The sequence below is a fragment of the Paenibacillus pinihumi DSM 23905 = JCM 16419 genome, assembly GCF_000422505.1.
Taxonomy (GTDB): domain Bacteria; phylum Bacillota; class Bacilli; order Paenibacillales; family Paenibacillaceae; genus Paenibacillus_D; species Paenibacillus_D pinihumi.
Map to the genome: position 1 here is coordinate 73,278 of NZ_KE383869.1, position 16,177 is coordinate 89,454.

At 48.3% G+C, this 16,177-nt stretch carries 12 protein-coding genes; 5 read left to right on the plus strand and 7 right to left on the minus strand.

Features of this window, described 5'->3' with window-relative positions:
- Positions 1 to 39 precede the first annotated feature (39 nt).
- From H583_RS0129415 to H583_RS0129440, 6 genes are all read right to left on the minus strand, one after another.
- Positions 40 to 1,653 carry a response regulator gene (locus H583_RS0129415; RefSeq protein WP_028563620.1) on the minus strand — a complete coding sequence of 538 codons (1,614 nt, stop codon included), beginning with the start codon at positions 1,651 to 1,653 and terminating at the stop codon, positions 40 to 42.
- Positions 1,650 to 3,419, minus strand: a complete 1,770-nt coding sequence (locus H583_RS34720; protein WP_051237211.1) for a cache domain-containing sensor histidine kinase — start codon at positions 3,417 to 3,419, stop codon at positions 1,650 to 1,652. The genes H583_RS0129415 and H583_RS34720 overlap by 4 nt, the downstream gene beginning before the upstream one ends.
- Before the next feature lie 2 nt (positions 3,420 to 3,421).
- The gene (locus tag H583_RS0129425; RefSeq protein ID WP_028563621.1) at positions 3,422 to 4,471 is read right to left on the minus strand and encodes a substrate-binding domain-containing protein; all 1,050 of its coding nucleotides are present in this window, start codon (positions 4,469 to 4,471) and stop codon (positions 3,422 to 3,424) included.
- 236 nt (positions 4,472 to 4,707) lie between these two features.
- Complete coding sequence (locus H583_RS34725; protein WP_051237213.1) at positions 4,708 to 5,682, minus strand: sugar-binding protein; 975 nt, start codon at positions 5,680 to 5,682, stop codon at positions 4,708 to 4,710.
- A 291-nt stretch (positions 5,683 to 5,973) separates the two neighbouring features.
- A complete protein-coding gene (locus tag H583_RS0129435; protein ID WP_245586026.1) occupies positions 5,974 to 6,966 on the minus strand; it encodes an ABC transporter permease in 993 nt (330 codons plus the stop codon).
- A 3-nt stretch (positions 6,967 to 6,969) separates the two neighbouring features.
- Positions 6,970 to 8,454 carry a sugar ABC transporter ATP-binding protein gene (locus tag H583_RS0129440; RefSeq protein WP_028563623.1) on the minus strand — a complete coding sequence of 495 codons (1,485 nt, stop codon included), beginning with the start codon at positions 8,452 to 8,454 and terminating at the stop codon, positions 6,970 to 6,972.
- A gap of 290 nt (positions 8,455 to 8,744) precedes the next feature.
- Here H583_RS0129440 and H583_RS0129445 point away from each other — a divergent pair, with 290 nt between their 5' ends.
- The 5 genes from H583_RS0129445 (at position 8,745) to H583_RS0129465 (ending at position 13,890) form a co-directional block, all read left to right on the plus strand.
- Positions 8,745 to 9,215, plus strand: coding sequence for a hypothetical protein (locus H583_RS0129445; RefSeq protein ID WP_051237215.1), 471 nt, complete (start codon positions 8,745 to 8,747; stop codon positions 9,213 to 9,215).
- A 282-nt stretch (positions 9,216 to 9,497) separates the two neighbouring features.
- A complete protein-coding gene (locus H583_RS0129450; RefSeq protein WP_028563625.1) occupies positions 9,498 to 9,887 on the plus strand; it encodes a GntR family transcriptional regulator in 390 nt (129 codons plus the stop codon).
- A 19-nt stretch (positions 9,888 to 9,906) separates the two neighbouring features.
- Positions 9,907 to 11,286 carry a DUF5808 domain-containing protein gene (locus H583_RS0129455; RefSeq protein ID WP_081667653.1) on the plus strand — a complete coding sequence of 460 codons (1,380 nt, stop codon included), beginning with the start codon at positions 9,907 to 9,909 and terminating at the stop codon, positions 11,284 to 11,286.
- Between the two features lie 100 nt (positions 11,287 to 11,386).
- On the plus strand, positions 11,387 to 11,974 hold the full coding sequence (locus H583_RS0129460; RefSeq protein WP_028563627.1) for a sensor domain-containing protein: 588 nt from the start codon (positions 11,387 to 11,389) through the stop codon (positions 11,972 to 11,974).
- A 125-nt stretch (positions 11,975 to 12,099) separates the two neighbouring features.
- Positions 12,100 to 13,890: a helix-turn-helix transcriptional regulator gene (locus tag H583_RS0129465; protein ID WP_028563628.1), complete on the plus strand. Its 1,791-nt coding sequence runs from the start codon at positions 12,100 to 12,102 to the stop codon at positions 13,888 to 13,890.
- A gap of 112 nt (positions 13,891 to 14,002) precedes the next feature.
- Here H583_RS0129465 and H583_RS0129470 read toward each other — a convergent pair whose 3' ends face one another.
- A complete protein-coding gene (locus H583_RS0129470) occupies positions 14,003 to 16,009 on the minus strand; it encodes a serine hydrolase domain-containing protein (RefSeq protein ID WP_028563629.1) in 2,007 nt (668 codons plus the stop codon).
- Between the last annotated feature and the right edge of the window lie 168 nt (positions 16,010 to 16,177).

The following is a 16,177-nucleotide window of genomic DNA, read 5'->3' on the forward strand; positions in this document are numbered from 1 at the left end:
AGCAACTAGTTAGGGAGGTTTTTTGCATAAAGCCGGTCATCATTCTGCTGCGCGGCCCCCGCCCGTATCCAAGTACTCCCGGTACTCAGTCGGATTAAGGCCTACCGCTTTTTTAAAGGCTGCGCTAAAATAATACGCGTCCCGATAACCGGTCCGCTCAGCAATTTCGTAGATTCTCAAATCGCTCGTCCGCAGCAGTTCCTTGGCTTTCTGTAGGCGAACATTCATCAAATAGTCCATAAAGTTCTGGGACGTTTGTTCCCGGAACAATATGCTGAGGTAGCTGGAGCTTATTTTGTATTCTTTGGCAAGCGAGGTTAAGGTAATATGCTCGTTGTAATGCTCATCAATATACTGCTTGATTGTCATGACCAGAGAGACATTCCGGTTCTCCAATTTTGTTTGGATAAGCTCGGTGAAGTGCTGAAAGATTTGACAAATATGATCATGCAAGGCTTCAAAATCGTGAAAATCATTCACATCTACGCGATATAAATCCTCCCGGTCAGCCAAGTAAAATGCATTAAATCCCAATTCATTAATCGCCTTGTACGCCAGCAGCAGCATATGGTTAATCATATTGCTGGAAGCATCGGTACTCAAACGGGCCTTTTTAATTTCATCCAAAATCTCTTTAATATCGGACTTAATATCCTGAAAAAGCCCAAACTTCATTTGCCGGTACAATTTATGGTCGATCAGCATTTGCAATTGCCTGCTGTATTGATCCCGTTCACTATTCAGATCGTTGTAGGTAAATACAATTCCTTTGCCGTGAATCGAACTTAAGGCAACCGCGCTGCAGGCCTCCTGGTAGGAGCCGTGCATCTCCAGCAGCGAGCCGCAGTTGCTCCCGATGCCTGCCGTCAACCGGCACCCTTTTTCCATCCACGCTTTCTCAATCCACTCCTCCAACAAGGCCGACCATGTGTGCATATGATCAAATCCGATAAGGACCAGCTGATCCAGCTTATAGTTTATGATAAAGCATTGTATTTCGTTCTCCTGGATCTGGCGTTCCATCCACTGATACAGAAGTAAATTCGTAATATACATGTCCTCATGCTGAGTCCCGGCCAGGGAAAAATCAATTTGAAGGACGACGGTATGATAGGAGCGGGATTGCAGCTCTTCCAGCCCCAAAAAGGATATTTGCTTATAAGGCTCATGCACCACACAATGGCTGAGCAAATCCCGGAAAAACTTCTCCTGCAACAGCTTACGATTTTCTGACAGCTGCCTTCTCATCTGTTCCCGCTCCTGCAAATCAAGCTGTGAAGAATCGATTTCTTCTTTAACCTTTAACACCTTGGCCAGCAAATTGCGGGACCGGAAGGGCTTTAAAATATAGTCGCTCACTTTTAACCGGATAGATTCCTTGGCATAATCAAATTCTGCATGGCCTGAAATAATGATGACCTTGCAGTCGGGATAAGCCTGCTTTATTTTTTCTGTGAGCACAATCCCGTCCATCTCCGGCATTTGAATGTCGGTAATGACAATTTCAGGCCGGTGCCGCTCGAACAACTCCCAAGCTTCTGCCCCGTTGGCAGCCTCATAGATTTCTCCAAACCCGTTGTCTGCCCAATCTATGTTATGTTTAATCTTTTCCCGGATCATATCCTCATCTTCAACGACCAGTACCCGTATCATAAATGAATGCCTCCATTAGAATCACTAGTTAACGGCAGCCGGACAACCGCCTTGATCCCCCCGCCCGGCACTTGTTCCAGCATCAGGCCAAATTCCGGTCCGAAAGCAAGCTTGATTCTCTCGTTGACGTTGCGAATGCCAAAATAATCGGATGCATCGGTCACACTGGTTCTGCCCGCAAGCACGTGGTTAATGTGCCGCAGCCGGGTTGCCTCGATGCCTCCCCCATTGTCGAGAACTTCCAGCACAATATGGTCTGCTTTTTGATAGCCGTTAATTTCAATCCGGCCCCGGCCCTCTTTCCCTCTTATGCCATGATAGATGCTATTCTCAACAAGCGGCTGCAAAATGAGCTTGACCGTCAGAGCGGCACGCATGGAAGAATCGATATTGGCCTCATAGTCGAATTTATTAAAAAAGCGGAATTGCTGAATGCGGATATACGTCAGCACATGATCCACTTCCTCATGGATGGCAATAATCTCCTTCCCATGACTTAGACTTGTGCGAAACAGCTTGCCGAGCGCCTCGATCATATCCAGCGCATCATCAATCCGGTTGCTTTCCAGCAGCCCGATAATCGAATCCAGTGTGTTGTACACGAAGTGCGGCTTGATCATTTCCTGCATCGCTTTAATTTCCATCTTGCGGATACGGTCCTTGTCTTCCACAATTTGATCCATTAACTCGCGGATTCGTGTGATCATGCGGTTAAAGCTTAGCGCAAGGTAACCAATTTCGTCCCTGCCCTGTACGGTGGCATGATCGGAGAAGTTTTTCTCTGCTGCCGTAGAGGCGAGCTCCTGGAGCGCTTTTATCGGCTTTGTCATTCGATTGGTAATATAAACCGAGATTAGAATAACGGCCACGATGCATATCGCGATGACCAAAACCGTTATGCTGCGAATGCGGTCAACACCCTTAACCAGCTCCGATTCCAGGGATACGCCAACGATGCGCCAGCCTGTCAGGCTTGAGGTTATAAAGGTCACAATATAATCCTGCTTCTCAATGGCATGGATGAAGCTGCCGCTCTCCTCGTCTTCCAGTTTTTTATGATCGATAACGGCTTTATGGTTTCTCAAATGATCCGAGCGAGCCGGCTGGTAAATGACTTTGCCTTGGGCGTCGGTCAAATACACATAACCACCGGTCCCCATATTAATATCCTTCACAATACGATTCAAAAACTCTGTATTCACATCAATGCAGAGAGCACTGAATTGATGCAAGGAAGAAGCATTTATTCCTTTGCATATCGTAAATACGTTCACATTAAGCAAATTTTGATGCGGGGCCATAATAATGGCTTCATCGGTCGGTTTATCCTTCATCAATTTAAAAAACGCATCGCTTTGAGTGTCCCAATACTGGCCCATCGAGCCGATCGTATACCCGTTTTCCATCACAACTCGAATATCCTCAAGGTCTGTTTTCATCATTTTATATTGATTGAATTGCTCCAGCATGCGGACTGTGTACTTGCGGTTATTGTCGATATTTCCCGCTTCCGTAAGTTTGAGATAATGCAATAAATAATAGTCGTTTCTAAAATTCAATATGTTAATAATATCGCTAACATAGGTTTCAATCGTTTTGTCCACCCGGGCAATGACCTCGGCGGAATACAAAATTGTATTTTCTTGCAGATTTTTAATATAGAATTGATAGGATATATAGCCGAGAATCATAATGGGGACGATGCTGATGGTGGTAATGCATATGATCAGCTTCACCTTCATGCTCGAAGTGATTAATTTTTTCATGTTTATTTGATCTCCCACGGTTCCTTCATTTGCAGCAGCTCATCAAAGTTGCTTTGATCCGCATATTCGATGCCGGTAAAGTACTCGGTCTGCGTAAACTTTTTTCCGCGAATAGCTTCAACCATATGCTCCATGCTCCATCTGCCCATTATCGTAAATTCCTGCCCGACCAAATGATCGGCCATCCCCTCTTTTGCTGCGACAACCATCGGGTAAAAGGTATCCACAATAACGGCCATGCCGCCTTTCTCCCGCCATTTCCGGTATTCCGGAAGTGCATCCACAGGGACAAGCAGCGGCCATCCGCCAGTACTGAAAAACAAATCCACATCGTCATTTGTCCGGATATAGGTCTCCAGCAGTTCCCCCGCCAATGTAAGATCATCCATACACTCAAGCACCGACAAATAATCCACTTGGACAGCAGCATTTAACACATCCTGAAAGCCCCTGATCCGTTCATTCAAATTTAAGCTTTCCTTGTCTCCTGTCATGACAAGAGCCTTCAAGGGGGTATTCATTTTCCCGTGTGCTTGTAATGTGTCCAGCATTTTATAGGCGCTGGCTTTGCCGATCTCATAATTGTTCGTGCCAACATAAAATAACCGCTTGCTGTTCGGACAATCGGAGTCAAAGGTCGCCACCTTGATGCCGGCATCAATTGCGTTATCGATATGTGGACTTAACCGGTCCGCGTCAATGCAGCTGACCACAATACCGTCCACTTGGCGGCGAATAAGGCTTTCCATAATTTTCTCTTGCTCCGCAGCCTGCGTATTCATGGGAGCCATCCACTCCATCTTCACCCCGTACTGGCGGCTGATCCGCTCCGCTTCGTCCTTTGTTTCGAGAAATACCGGATTGTCGAGCGATTTGGGGATGTAGGAGATGATGATATCCTTGGATTTCGTTTCCGTGTTCGTCATGTCCACATTATGTGTCTCTGTTACGGGCTCAGGCTGATTGACGGCTGAATTGGAATCGCTTTCAAAACCATTATCACAACCGCTCAGGATACATACGAATAGCAAAATAAGTGGGAGAAACCGCATGCGCTGACTCCTTCCGAAAGAGAAATGTTATTTAACGAGAATGTACCTATTTTATTACATAAATTTCAAATATGCATTATTTTATACAAGTTGAACAAAAGAAACGGAGGTCGAAAGAACCATTCACACGGCGGCCCTGCTCGAAGGCCATTCGTTCAACTTATATAGGCGGAATGCTCAAAAAGAATAGAGGAGAATGAGTTTCCATTCCCGCCCTATTCTTTGGATGGCACATTTTATTTCCAAGGCTTTGTATTTTTTAGTACTTCCTCGACATTTGCCTCGTCGACATAAATCGTTCCTGTATCGACAAAGGCCTCTACTTGCTCCCCGTTGATTGCTTTCACCAGATTTTTGACGCCCAATGCGCCCATCTGAATAAAGTCCTGGCCAATCTCAACTTTTACGGTGCCTTCCTTTACATATTGAAGCATCGGGTAGAAGGAATCGACAGATACGATAATGCCGCCATTCCCTGCAAACTTCTTCAGCGTCGGCAATGTTTCGGTCGGTGTCAGGAACGGCCAGGCGCCCACTACAAACCAGGCATTCAAGTCGGCGTTCGCTTGTGTGTATTGCTCCAATACCGTTACAGCTTTGTTCACATCGTCGTCAGAAGCCTGCACAGGCAAATATTCGATGTTGGCGCCAGCAGCACCCTCCTTGAACCCTTTGATCCGCTGCTCCAGGTTGAAGGAGCCGGGCACGCCTGTCAGTGTCGCAAGCTTCACGGTGCCTTTACCCTCTACGAGCTTGGCAAAGGCCTCTCCAAGTTGTTTGCCCAAGCTGAAGTTCTCCGTCCCTGCATAAAAGGAACGCTTGGAGTCGGGAGAATCGGAATCAAAGGTCGCAACCTTGATGCCGGCGTCTACAGCTTTGTTGATTACATCTTTTAGAGCATTCGGATCAATGACACTAATCAGGATGCCGTCCACTTTCTTTTGAATGAGGCCTTCGACCACCTGAACCTGTTCTGCCGCGTCAGATTTTGTTGGCCCGGTCCAGATCACCTCTACGCCGATTTCCTTGCCGGCTGCTTCAGCGCCCTCTTTGGAATCGAGAAATACAGCGTTATCCAGCGCCTTTGGCACGACAGCAATGGTCAGCTTTTTCTCGCCGCCCTGCGCCGTTTTTGTATCCGATGATGTGCTGCATGCGGACAAGACGGATACCAGCATAATTGAAACAAGTGCCATCACGATTTTTTTCATGAATGAACCCTCCTGAAATGATATTGATGAAGCATAATGCCATACTGAGAAGGGACTATATAAGTTGAATGATGACTTGCGGGTAGGGCCGCCGTGTGATGCCGCTCGCTGTTGTCCCCGGATTTCTTGAATGAAGGATAAATAAGGGGGAAATCCGGGGACAAAGGCGACCGCTTCGCTTCTCCAGAATCCTTTCACACTCTGGCTATCCGGCTTTCGTTCACTTATATAGCCTAGCGGGGAGCCTTCCGCTTAAAATACCTTCCTCACCCCCTCTAAGAGCTTCCAGGATCACGCTTTTTTCTTATACCGCAGCTGGTCGATGGTAACGGCAATGATAATGACAAGGCCAATGACGGTCTGCTGCCAATACGCCGATACATTTAACAAAACAAGACCGTTGCGCAGCACGCCCATAATCGCTGCGCCAAGAATAGCCCCTACAATCGTTCCTTTGCCGCCGGAGAAGCTGGCACCGCCGATAATAACCGCGGCAATGACATCCAGCTCATAGCCAAGGCCCGCTGTTGATTGGGCCACCCCTAATCGGGCTGTCATGATGATTCCTGCGATCGCGCTTAGAAAACCCGAAATCGTGTATACGGCCAATTTGACACGTTTTACTTTGATGCCGGAAATTGCAGAAGCCTCTTCACTTCCGCCTACGGCGTAAACATGGCGGCCGAATATCATTTTGTTCAGAATAAACGTGAAGATAATCGCAAGCACAATCATCAAGATGATCGGATAAGGGATGTTAAAAATCATGCCTTGCCCCAGCTTGTTAAATGATGAAGGCATGCTGATCGGGAAGCCGCTTGTAATGGCATAGGATAAGCCTCTGGCTACACTCATCGTTCCCAATGTGGCGATAAAGGGGGGAAGGTTGCATTCGTTAATAAGCAAACCGTTAATGAATCCAAATGCTGCTCCGCCAATGATGCCAAGCAGTATGCATAGCGGCAGCGCAAGCTGAAGATCTGAATAACAATAAGCGGTAATGACCCCGGCAAACGCGAATATGGAACCGACAGACATGTCGATGCCGCCGGTTATGATGACGATGGTCATCCCGATTGCCATAATGGCTACAAATGAAAAGGCCCGGGCAACAGAGGACAAATTATCTACCGACAGAAAATTGTCTGAAGCAAATGTCATCACGACACAAAGGCCAAGCAGAATTAAGAAAACACCCAATATATCGTTGGACCCTCTGAACAGCTTGGACATGCTGCCCTTTACTTTTCCTATTGAAGGAGAGGTCATTTTTTCCGTGTCCACTGCTTACGCCCCCTTAAGTGCAAGTTCGAGTATTTTTTCCTGCGTTGCCGATTCCCGGTCCAAGGAACCTTTTATTTCCCCTTCATGCATGACAATAATGCGGTCACTCATGCCGAGAATCTCCGGCATCTCGGAGCTGATCATAATAATCGCCACCCCTTGCCGGGCCAATTTGGACATCAGCGTGTAGATTTCCTTTTTTGCACCTACATCAATGCCTCGCGTAGGCTCATCCAAAATCAGAACCCGCGGATGGGTAGCCAGCCATTTGGCAATGACGATTTTTTGCTGATTCCCGCCGCTCAGATTGCCTGCTCTCTGGTCTCTATGCGGCGTTTTGATGCTCAGCTTATTGATATATTCATCCGCCAGCTGATCCTCAGCCGTTCCGGATAAGACGCCTATGCGAGTCAGCTGCTGCAAGGCAGACAATGAGATGTTTTTTTTGACGCTCAGTCCAAGAACCAGTCCTTGCTGCTTGCGGTCCTCCGGCACTAAACCGATGCCATGCTCGATAGCCTGGCTAGGCGACGTAATGTGCACTTCCCTGCCTTCTATGAAAATCTGGCCGCTGCTGCGTTTATCAATCCCCATAACGGCGCGCATCACTTCGGTACGGCCGGCTCCTACCAGTCCTGCAAATCCGACAATTTCGCCTTTTCGAACCGAAAAGCTGATGTTCTTCAACTTGCCCGGCACATGCAATCCTTTGACCGCAAGAACTTCATCCGCAATAGCGGACGGCGCTTTCTCAAATATGTTCTCGAGCTTTCTGCCGACCATTAATTGAATGATCCGGTCTTCTGTGACCTCGCCTTTTTCAAGACAGCCGACATAGGCGCCATCCCTCAAAATGTGAACCCTGTCGGAGATCATCTGGACTTCTTTCATTTTGTGGGAGACAAAGACAATCGAAACGCCGTCTCTTTTCAGCTTCTCTATGATTTCAAATAACCGCTCGGCCTCCCGGTCTGTCAGAGAAGAGGTTGGCTCATCCAATATAATGAGCTTGGATTGAATGGACAGCGCTTTTGCGAATTCAACCATCTGTCTTTGTGAGACGGACAGCTCACGAACTGGCGTATTCGGGGGGCAATTCAGCCCCACCTCATTCATATAGCGGAGCGCTTCCTTTCTCGTGCCGTGCTTGTCGAATAAACCGAATTTTCCTTTTTCCCGTCCTGCAAATATATTTTCCGCCACGCTAAGATTCGGCAATAAATTCAGCTCTTGGAACATGACACTGATACCGAGCTTTTGAGAATGCAGGGGTGATTCAATCTCAACACGCCGGCCGTCAAATTGAATGGTGCCTGCATCCTTCCGGTAGACTCCGGCCAATATTTTAATCAGCGTTGACTTTCCCGCGCCGTTCTCTCCCATGAGAGACACGACTTCTCCTTTTCTTACATCAAACTGTACATCCTGCAAGGCCTTTACACCCGGGAACGCTTTCATGATTCCATCCAATCGCAGAAGCTCGCTCATGTTCTCACCTGCCTGATTATTATTGATTTGATTACAATTGATCTTACCCGGGTTCAACCGGGATCTGAATGGGTTAATTTTTATAATCCTTAGATAATTTAAGTAGACGTGCAGCACGATATAAGTTGAACGGACGAATATCCAGCAGACCGCCGTATGAAAGTTGAGATAACGGTGCTTCGATGAATACAAACACAGGATTAAATGATGTGTATAGAAACACACGATGTACACGTGTTGTACACAACAAACCTTTATACTTGGCTTACAAACAACCTTGGAGGTAAGACATGATGAAAAAAAGCGCATTTGTACTAAGTTTGGTTATTGCAGTTACTGCCCTGAGCGGACAAGTCCTCGCTGCTCCCAAGACAGTGGCAGGTGTGGCACAGCAGGCTAAAACGGTTGAAGTAAAGCAGAACAATCCTTATGAGGTTGCGGGCATCGACAGCGCTGCAGAGCTCTCCAAATTTTTTAGCAAGTTGCAAAAGGAAGTAAAAGCAAAAAATAAAGCGGCTGTAGCTGATCTGGTATCCTATCCGCTGCGTGTGAATAGTAATGGGAAAAGTGTGGAGATCAAAAATAAGAAGCAGTTTATCGCGAAGTACAATCAAATCATGACCGAAAAAGTGAAGAAAAAGCTGCTTGCCCAGAAGGAAGACAAGCTGTTCGTGAATTATAAGGGCGTTATGGTCGGCGACGGGGAAATTTGGATTGGCCAAGTCGATGAGAAGATTGCTGTTATTGCGGTGAATAAGTGAGGATCACGCCGAAAAGGCTGCCAACTGGACGGTGTTGATCAAAAGCAAGATGTGAAAATAGAGTAAGGGCCAAAGAACATTTTTAATTGTTCTTTGGCCCTTTTTTACAAGCTGGCACTGGTGTAAGCCGCAGTAAGCTTCTTTTTTCACGAATCGCCGCCTGGCTTCGCCAGGAATTAGCCTTCTGTGAACGTTTAAATTTTGCGGGTGGAGTTGTCAACTTTAAGTATTATTTGTATTATAATAAGTAATACAAATAAGATTGGGTGGTGAAACACGATTATGCTTATTTCATTGCAGTTAGACAGCGAAATTCCGCTGTATGAACAGTTGCGCAACCAAATCGTGATCGGAATTGCGACCGGCGAGCTGGCCGCACAGGAGAAGCTTCCGACTGTCCGCCAGCTTGCTGAGGATCTGGGCATCAACACGATGACGGTAAATAAGGCTTATTCACTGCTCAAGCAGGAGGGCTACATCGTCATTGATCGGCGCCATGGAGCCAAAGTAAGTCCGCGGCTGCAAGACAGCCCGGAGCCGTCTCCGGAGCTGGAGGAGCAGCTTCAACTGATCATCGCGCAAGCTACAATTCAAGGGATGGATCAGTCCCGGTTTCAAACACTGTGCGCGCAGATTTTTTCCAAAATGACTTACCGGCCTGCCCATACTTAATAGAAATGAGTTGATTCCGATGCTGACCACAGTAATTTTGTCATTTGTCGTGCTCCTCTTTTTCACTGTTGTGCCTGTGAACTACAGGGGCCAGACCCGATATAAGAACGGCATGCTGTTCGCCGTTACATTGCCGCCCCATGCGATGGAAGATGAGCAGCTCAAGGACGTTCAGGCGGAGTTCGGCAAGCGTTTTAAACGGATGTTATGGTGGATGGCTGCAGCTCTTGTCCCGGTGCTTCTGCTCTATAATTGGATTGGCTATCAGGTGATATATCTTATTCTATGGGCTCTCGGCTTTAATGCTGCCGCCAACATTTGGTTCCGGCAAGGGTTCCGGGCTACGCTGGCTTTAAAACGGGAAAACGAATGGTTCGTTGGCGAAAAGCGCGTCATCCAGAGCGACCTGCGCGCAGCGTATTTGAAAAATCAGCGCTCCGCCCCGTTAGGGTTGTTCGCGATCCCGCTGGCAATGGCTGCCGGCCTGGTATGGTGGGGGATGCACGAGCAGGAGCTGCTGGTGATCGGGATCGGAAGTTTGATCGTTACGCTGCTGATCTTGCTCCTGACGATTGGAATGCGCAGGATGAAGGCCAAAGTGTACAGCTCAAGCAGCGAGGTGAACGTTGGCTTGAATCAGGCCCGGCGCAGGTATCTCTCGTACTTATGGCTAGCTTTGGCGATTTTGGGGAACATTCATTTCCTGCTTATCAGTTTATTCTTAGTGAGCGGCAGCGAGTCCGTCTTCAGTATTTGGCTGGGGATTATTTTCGTGTTCGGCCTGGTTCCGGCAACTCTGGTACTGTACGTATATTATAAAATCGCCCATCTGGAGCAGGAGACATTGGAGCTGGACAGCAAAACGGTCTACACGGACGATGACGAATACTGGAGCAACGGAATCACCTATCACAACCCTGACGATAAAACGGTGTTCGTCCCGAAACGGGTCGGAATAGGGACAACGGTGAATACGGCTACTACAGCCGGGAAATGGTTCATATGGGGAACTGTCCCGCTGGTTGCTGTGATTGTCATCGGGGTATCGTTCCTGTTGATCAGCTCCGAGCTGAATACGCCAGTGCTAACCGTAACGCCAGAGCGCAAAGTCGAGATCAATTACCCCATGTACTCCTTTGATTTCAATGTGGACGACATCGAGCAAATATCGCTGGTGGATAACATACCTTCCGGGGTGAAAACCAACGGGGAGGGGACCAGCAAGGTTGCCCGCGGCCACTTCAAGCTGAAGGAGCTGGGCAAAGCAAGAATGTATATTTTTAAAAGCCCGCCTTATATTCAGATTCAGTTAAAGGATTCGTATGTATTTTATAATGAGCAGGAGCCCGAACAGACGAAGCGGGTGTTTGAGCAGTTGCGGAAGGAAGTTGAGGGGTAGTTCCTTGATTTTGCGCGTCATATGACATTATGACACTGGCGGAGTTGACATCAAGAGCCGTAGAATACGTCTACTACTTGCAAAGGATGTGGGCTCTTTGATGGCCAGAACCGTCGTCAGCTTTATTCAAAACGGCTATTTCCTGCTACTTACTTTTGTCACCGGATTGTTCTACTTCAGCTTTTATCTGGTCGCTCTTACATTGGGTTTGACCCTTTCGTTTACCGTCGCGGGCGTTCCTCTCCTTACTCACGTTTTGCGGACGACGACCGCCTTCCTGCAATTTGAACGGATACAGACCAAGATCTATACGGACATTACCACCGAGCCGTGCGTTAAATCCGCCAACCCCGAAGTGTCCAACTGGCTTCAAGCCAAAAAAGAGCTGCTGAATCGACGTAACTGGACCGCGATTGGCTGGCTGCTGCTGAAATTTCCGGTAGGGATTTTAAGTCTGATCAGTGCGGCCTTGCTCTATGCGGCGCCGCTTGCATTGATTGCGGTCCCGTTCCTTTATCCGTTTATCAGCCTTTCCTTTATGGGTACGCCGGTAGATACGATTGCCAAAGCCATGATGGTGTCAGCCGCAGGGGTCATACTGATGCTGGTGAGCTACAGGCTCGCGGACCGCTTGGCGCGCTTGATAGGCGGATACACGCGTCTGATGATCAAGCATGTGAACCGGTAGACACCCCATGCCCGGCTTTGCCTCGCAGGTATCGCCTATTGGTGGTTTACTCTATAGCAGTTTACTCAATACTAGTTACGTAATGTCATACTTAAGGTTTTTAGGGGTTGATGGTATTGTTCGATATGGTCAAGCAATGGTACTGGTACGACTGGCTCATGTTCATAATCCGCCTGATATGCAGCATTTCTCTCCTGTTTACGACTATCGGGCTGCAAGAATATTTCACACTGCCGGTTTGGGTCCTTGTGTTGTGGCAGCTGATTGCATTTTCCGTTCCATGGCTTTGCTTGCAGCTCCATTATAAATACTACCTGCTTACCGAAATCGTGATCTCGGGCGGGTTGTGCTTGTATTTGGCTTCATTTTTTCCGCAAGCCTATTTCTCATTCCTGCTGTATGCCTTTTTCATTGCTGCCCACAGCGCAAAAAGGGCCTATCTCTGGTCAGCGCCAGTATCCATATTGCTCATGCCCGCCATGATCAGGCTGCTTACAGAGCAGAGCGAATACTGGGTCATGGCCGTCCACATCGGGATGGCGTATGTCTTCGGATTCTCCTTTCATCTGTTCGCGCTCAATCATCGCCAAGGCGAAATTATCCGCGAGCAAAACGCGGTGCTGGAGCAGTACCTGTCCCAAATCGAGCGCATCACGCTTGCCGAAGAACGGAACCGGCTGTCCAAGGAGCTTCATGATACCGTCGGTCATGCCTATACTTCGCTCATTATGGGATTGGAAATGTTACGTCCTGAGCTGGCAACGGATACAGGAACGGAAAGGCTTGATTCCCTTTTGAACCTGGCCCGTCAAAATATAGAGGAGGTCAGAGGCTACGTGCATCAAATCGAATCGCCGCATGAGGCGCTCCCGCTGCTTCAGTCTTTGAGAAAGCTGGCGGAGGAGTTTCAGGAGCATGCCAAGGTGACGGTTCGTTTCCATGCCTACGGGGAGGAATACCCTGTAACAAAGCAAGCGAAGACAGCGCTGTACCGCTGCCTGCAAGAATCGTTGACGAATGCCGTGCGTCATGGACACTCGACAGAGATTAAAGTTTCCGTGCAATTTGAGCCTCAGCAGACAAGGCTGGAAATTCAAGATAACGGCCGCGGGATGGATCATGGGCGGGAGGGCTTTGGCCTAAGCGCCATGAAGGAGCGGGCGATGAATTTGCAAGGCCATGTGGCCGTCTATACGGAGCCGGGAGAAGGCACACTCGTTACCTGTACGCTGCCAAGGCAAACAGAGCTTAAGGATGAAGTCATCCGCCTGCTGGTCGTCGATGACCAGCCCTTTATCCGTGATAGCCTGCGGACTCTGCTGGAGGAGCAGCACGATTTGCAGGTTGTCGGGACGGCAGAGGATGGGGAGCAAGCGATTGAGCTGTGCAGGCAGGTTCAGCCGCAGCTGGTGCTTATGGATTTGGACATGCCAAATGTGGATGGAATCTCCGCGTCCCGTACGATAAAAGAAACGTGGCCTCACATCCGTATTCTGATCCTCACCACGTTCGAGGATACCAGGCAGGCTCTGGAGGCGATGCGAAGCGGGGCGGATGGATACTTGTTGAAATCCATGCAGCCGTTAGAGCTTGCTGAAACGATACGCACCGTCTACCGCGGGGGTACGCTGATCGACCAGGGCATGTCGCATAAATTGTTTGCCCAGTTGGAAGCGGACAATAGCGGGGATGATCCTTCGCTAATCAAAGCGTCATCGGCCTATGAGTTAACACCGCGGGAGCTTGAAATTTTACAGTTCGTGTCCAAAGGGCTGCGATATAAAAGCATTGCCTCCAAATTGTATTTATCCGATGGCACGGTTCGAAATTATGCGTCATCGGCTTATATGAAGCTTGGGGTCCGCAACCGGGAGGAAGCGGTGTTAAAAGCCAGGGAGGCCGGGCTTCTGGAATAACCTCCTAGTTATTTATCATAATGGCGGATGCCGATTTCCGAAGTGATTCTGCTTCGTATAATCGGACACCCGCCATTTGTATTTTTAAAGGCTGTTTTTTACTTTTTCAGAATTATGGTTTGAGTTCTTGACGAATTGGCAATGTGTAGTAATCAAATGCCAGATCCAATAAGGCACTCGCTTCCTGGCGCTTCAGCAGCTGCTTGGACCGGAAGTTGAGGGAGCCGTCCGTATTGATCTTGGTATCCGGGTCCATGATGCCTTGGGATACAAGGGTTGTGACCGCTTCGACTGCCCAGGCGTCCGTTTCGCCACTCAATGGAACCTTGGCTCCAGGCTCAGCTTGCCTCAGGTTTTGGATCATTACGGCCGCCATCTGTCTGGTGACAGGAGAATCAGGCTGATAATCAGGCAATCCGGACATCATCTGCTTCTTATTCGGTTCAACCGTATAAGGCATGGTATGCCAGCCATGGGCACGCAGCAGCAATTCCGAGAATTCATCTTGCGTCATCGTTCCTTCCGGATCGAAGAGGGTGGCCGACTTTCCGTTCATGACCTTCAAAGCATGAAGATTATCAATATAGGACGCATACTTGCTGTCCGCCGGTACATCAGTGAATGGCGCATTCATATCTACTTTTTGTGCATAACCAACGTAGTGCGGAAGCTGCATGTAATAGAAATAGGTGATTTGGCCGGCTGCATTTTTTTGAAAGGCTACTTTATTGCCGGATTCATCCTCAAAAAGTAAAGGGTGGATCATTTTCAGCGTACTCTTGCCCAGATCTCCTGTCTCCATTACTAATTTTCCGTCTGAATAGGAAACATGGGTCCTTATGGAACCAAGACGCGTGTTCTGGTACAATCCCGCGTAGTCCTTGGACTCCTGCTCACTGATTGCCGAGTAGGCTGGTTGCGGAGCCTCTGCTGTTCTCGGATAATAATGATTCATAAATGCCTCATACACGTCGAGACTCATCATGGAGTCGTTATTGTAGGACATGTAGAACGCTGTATTTTTCTCTGGCAGAATAACAATCAGGGAAGAATGTCCGGTCACATTTCCCCCTTTGAGAACCACATGGTGGCCATTCATCTTCTCTTTGAAGTAGCCTTCAAACCCGATGGTTGTGACAGGGAACTCTTTATCAGGGAACACCTGGTAGGTGTGCATTTGCCCGATGCTCTTGGGACTTAAGATTTCTTTGCCTTCATACGTCCCTTTGTTGAGATGCATCATAAGGTATTTCACCATGTCATCTGCGGTTGAGACCATGCCGCCGCTAGGCCGATCGGTTGGTTTGAATCCCTCCAGGGCGATCAGCTCGCCTTTTGGCCCATAGTGGGCAGCCATTCTGCTGAGCAGTTCGGGGGTAAACCGCACATTCGTCGAGTTCATGCCTAACGGCTTGAAAATATTTTCCTCCATATACTGGGCGAATGACATGTCCGTTACTTCCCCAACTGCGTACCCCGCCAGTGTGAACCCAAAATTATCGTAGGTGTACGCTTCCCCCGGAGGCCTGACAACAGTCGGCATATTCGATTCGACAGAGTCCTTCATCGGGAAATATTGATTCACATATTCCGGTTTTGATTCCGAGAGGACATCCGGCTTGTCAAAGCCGCTTGTATACGTAAGCAGATCATACATCGTCAGTTTTTTCCCGGTTGTATTCGGAACCTTCAACCCTCCCAAATACTCCTGGATATCGTGATGCAAATCAATCTTTCCCTTATCGACCAGTTGCATAGCTGCCAATGCCGTGAACTGCTTCGTCACAGAACCAATTTGGAAAACGGTGCTGCTGTCTACCGGAATTTTCTTTTCCTTGTCGGCATATCCGTAACCCTTGTTCAACAGCACCTTCCCATTCGATACCACCGCAAAATTAGAACCTACCGTATTAAACTTCTTCATCGCGTCCGCAAAGATGCCATCTGCAAAGGTCTCCAGTTCCTTGGCATCCCGCGGCCCCTCCAGACTGGCTTCCTCAGATGCAATTGGTGCGGGGGCTTGCGGGGCATTGGGTGCGCCTCCGGGTCCCGTACAAGCGGTAGTGACGGTAGCAGTTAATAGTAGAACTGCGAGATTCGTGCGAATCCATTTCTTCATGATGATGTCTCCTTAAGCATTAGATTTGCCTCTTAACAATCGGCTGAGCCCAGTATGGCAAAGGAGTTGTCACGCCAACAAGTTGCATTTCGTCACCCATGATATTCAGCCATTATAAAAGCGTCATGTGACAATTCGGCACTAGGTTTATTGACAAGGGAGGCATTA

Excerpts from the sequence above, each read along its gene's own strand:
- H583_RS0129415 (WP_028563620.1), bottom strand. The coding sequence starts at position 1,653 with ATGATACGGGTACTGGTCGTTGAAGATGAGGATATGATCCGGGAAAAG.
- H583_RS34720 (WP_051237211.1), bottom strand. The coding sequence starts at position 3,419 with ATGAAAAAATTAATCACTTCGAGCATGAAGGTGAAGCTGATCATATGC.
- H583_RS0129425 (WP_028563621.1), bottom strand. The coding sequence starts at position 4,471 with ATGCGGTTTCTCCCACTTATTTTGCTATTCGTATGTATCCTGAGCGGT.
- H583_RS34725 (WP_051237213.1), bottom strand. The coding sequence starts at position 5,682 with ATGAAAAAAATCGTGATGGCACTTGTTTCAATTATGCTGGTATCCGTC.
- H583_RS0129440 (WP_028563623.1), bottom strand. The coding sequence starts at position 8,454 with ATGAGCGAGCTTCTGCGATTGGATGGAATCATGAAAGCGTTCCCGGGT.
- H583_RS0129445 (WP_051237215.1), top strand. The coding sequence starts at position 8,745 with ATGATGAAAAAAAGCGCATTTGTACTAAGTTTGGTTATTGCAGTTACT.
- H583_RS0129450 (WP_028563625.1), top strand. The coding sequence starts at position 9,498 with ATGCTTATTTCATTGCAGTTAGACAGCGAAATTCCGCTGTATGAACAG.
- H583_RS0129455 (WP_081667653.1), top strand. The coding sequence starts at position 9,907 with ATGCTGACCACAGTAATTTTGTCATTTGTCGTGCTCCTCTTTTTCACT.
- H583_RS0129460 (WP_028563627.1), top strand. The coding sequence starts at position 11,387 with ATGGCCAGAACCGTCGTCAGCTTTATTCAAAACGGCTATTTCCTGCTA.
- H583_RS0129465 (WP_028563628.1), top strand. The coding sequence starts at position 12,100 with ATGGTCAAGCAATGGTACTGGTACGACTGGCTCATGTTCATAATCCGC.
- H583_RS0129470 (WP_028563629.1), bottom strand. The coding sequence starts at position 16,009 with ATGAAGAAATGGATTCGCACGAATCTCGCAGTTCTACTATTAACTGCT.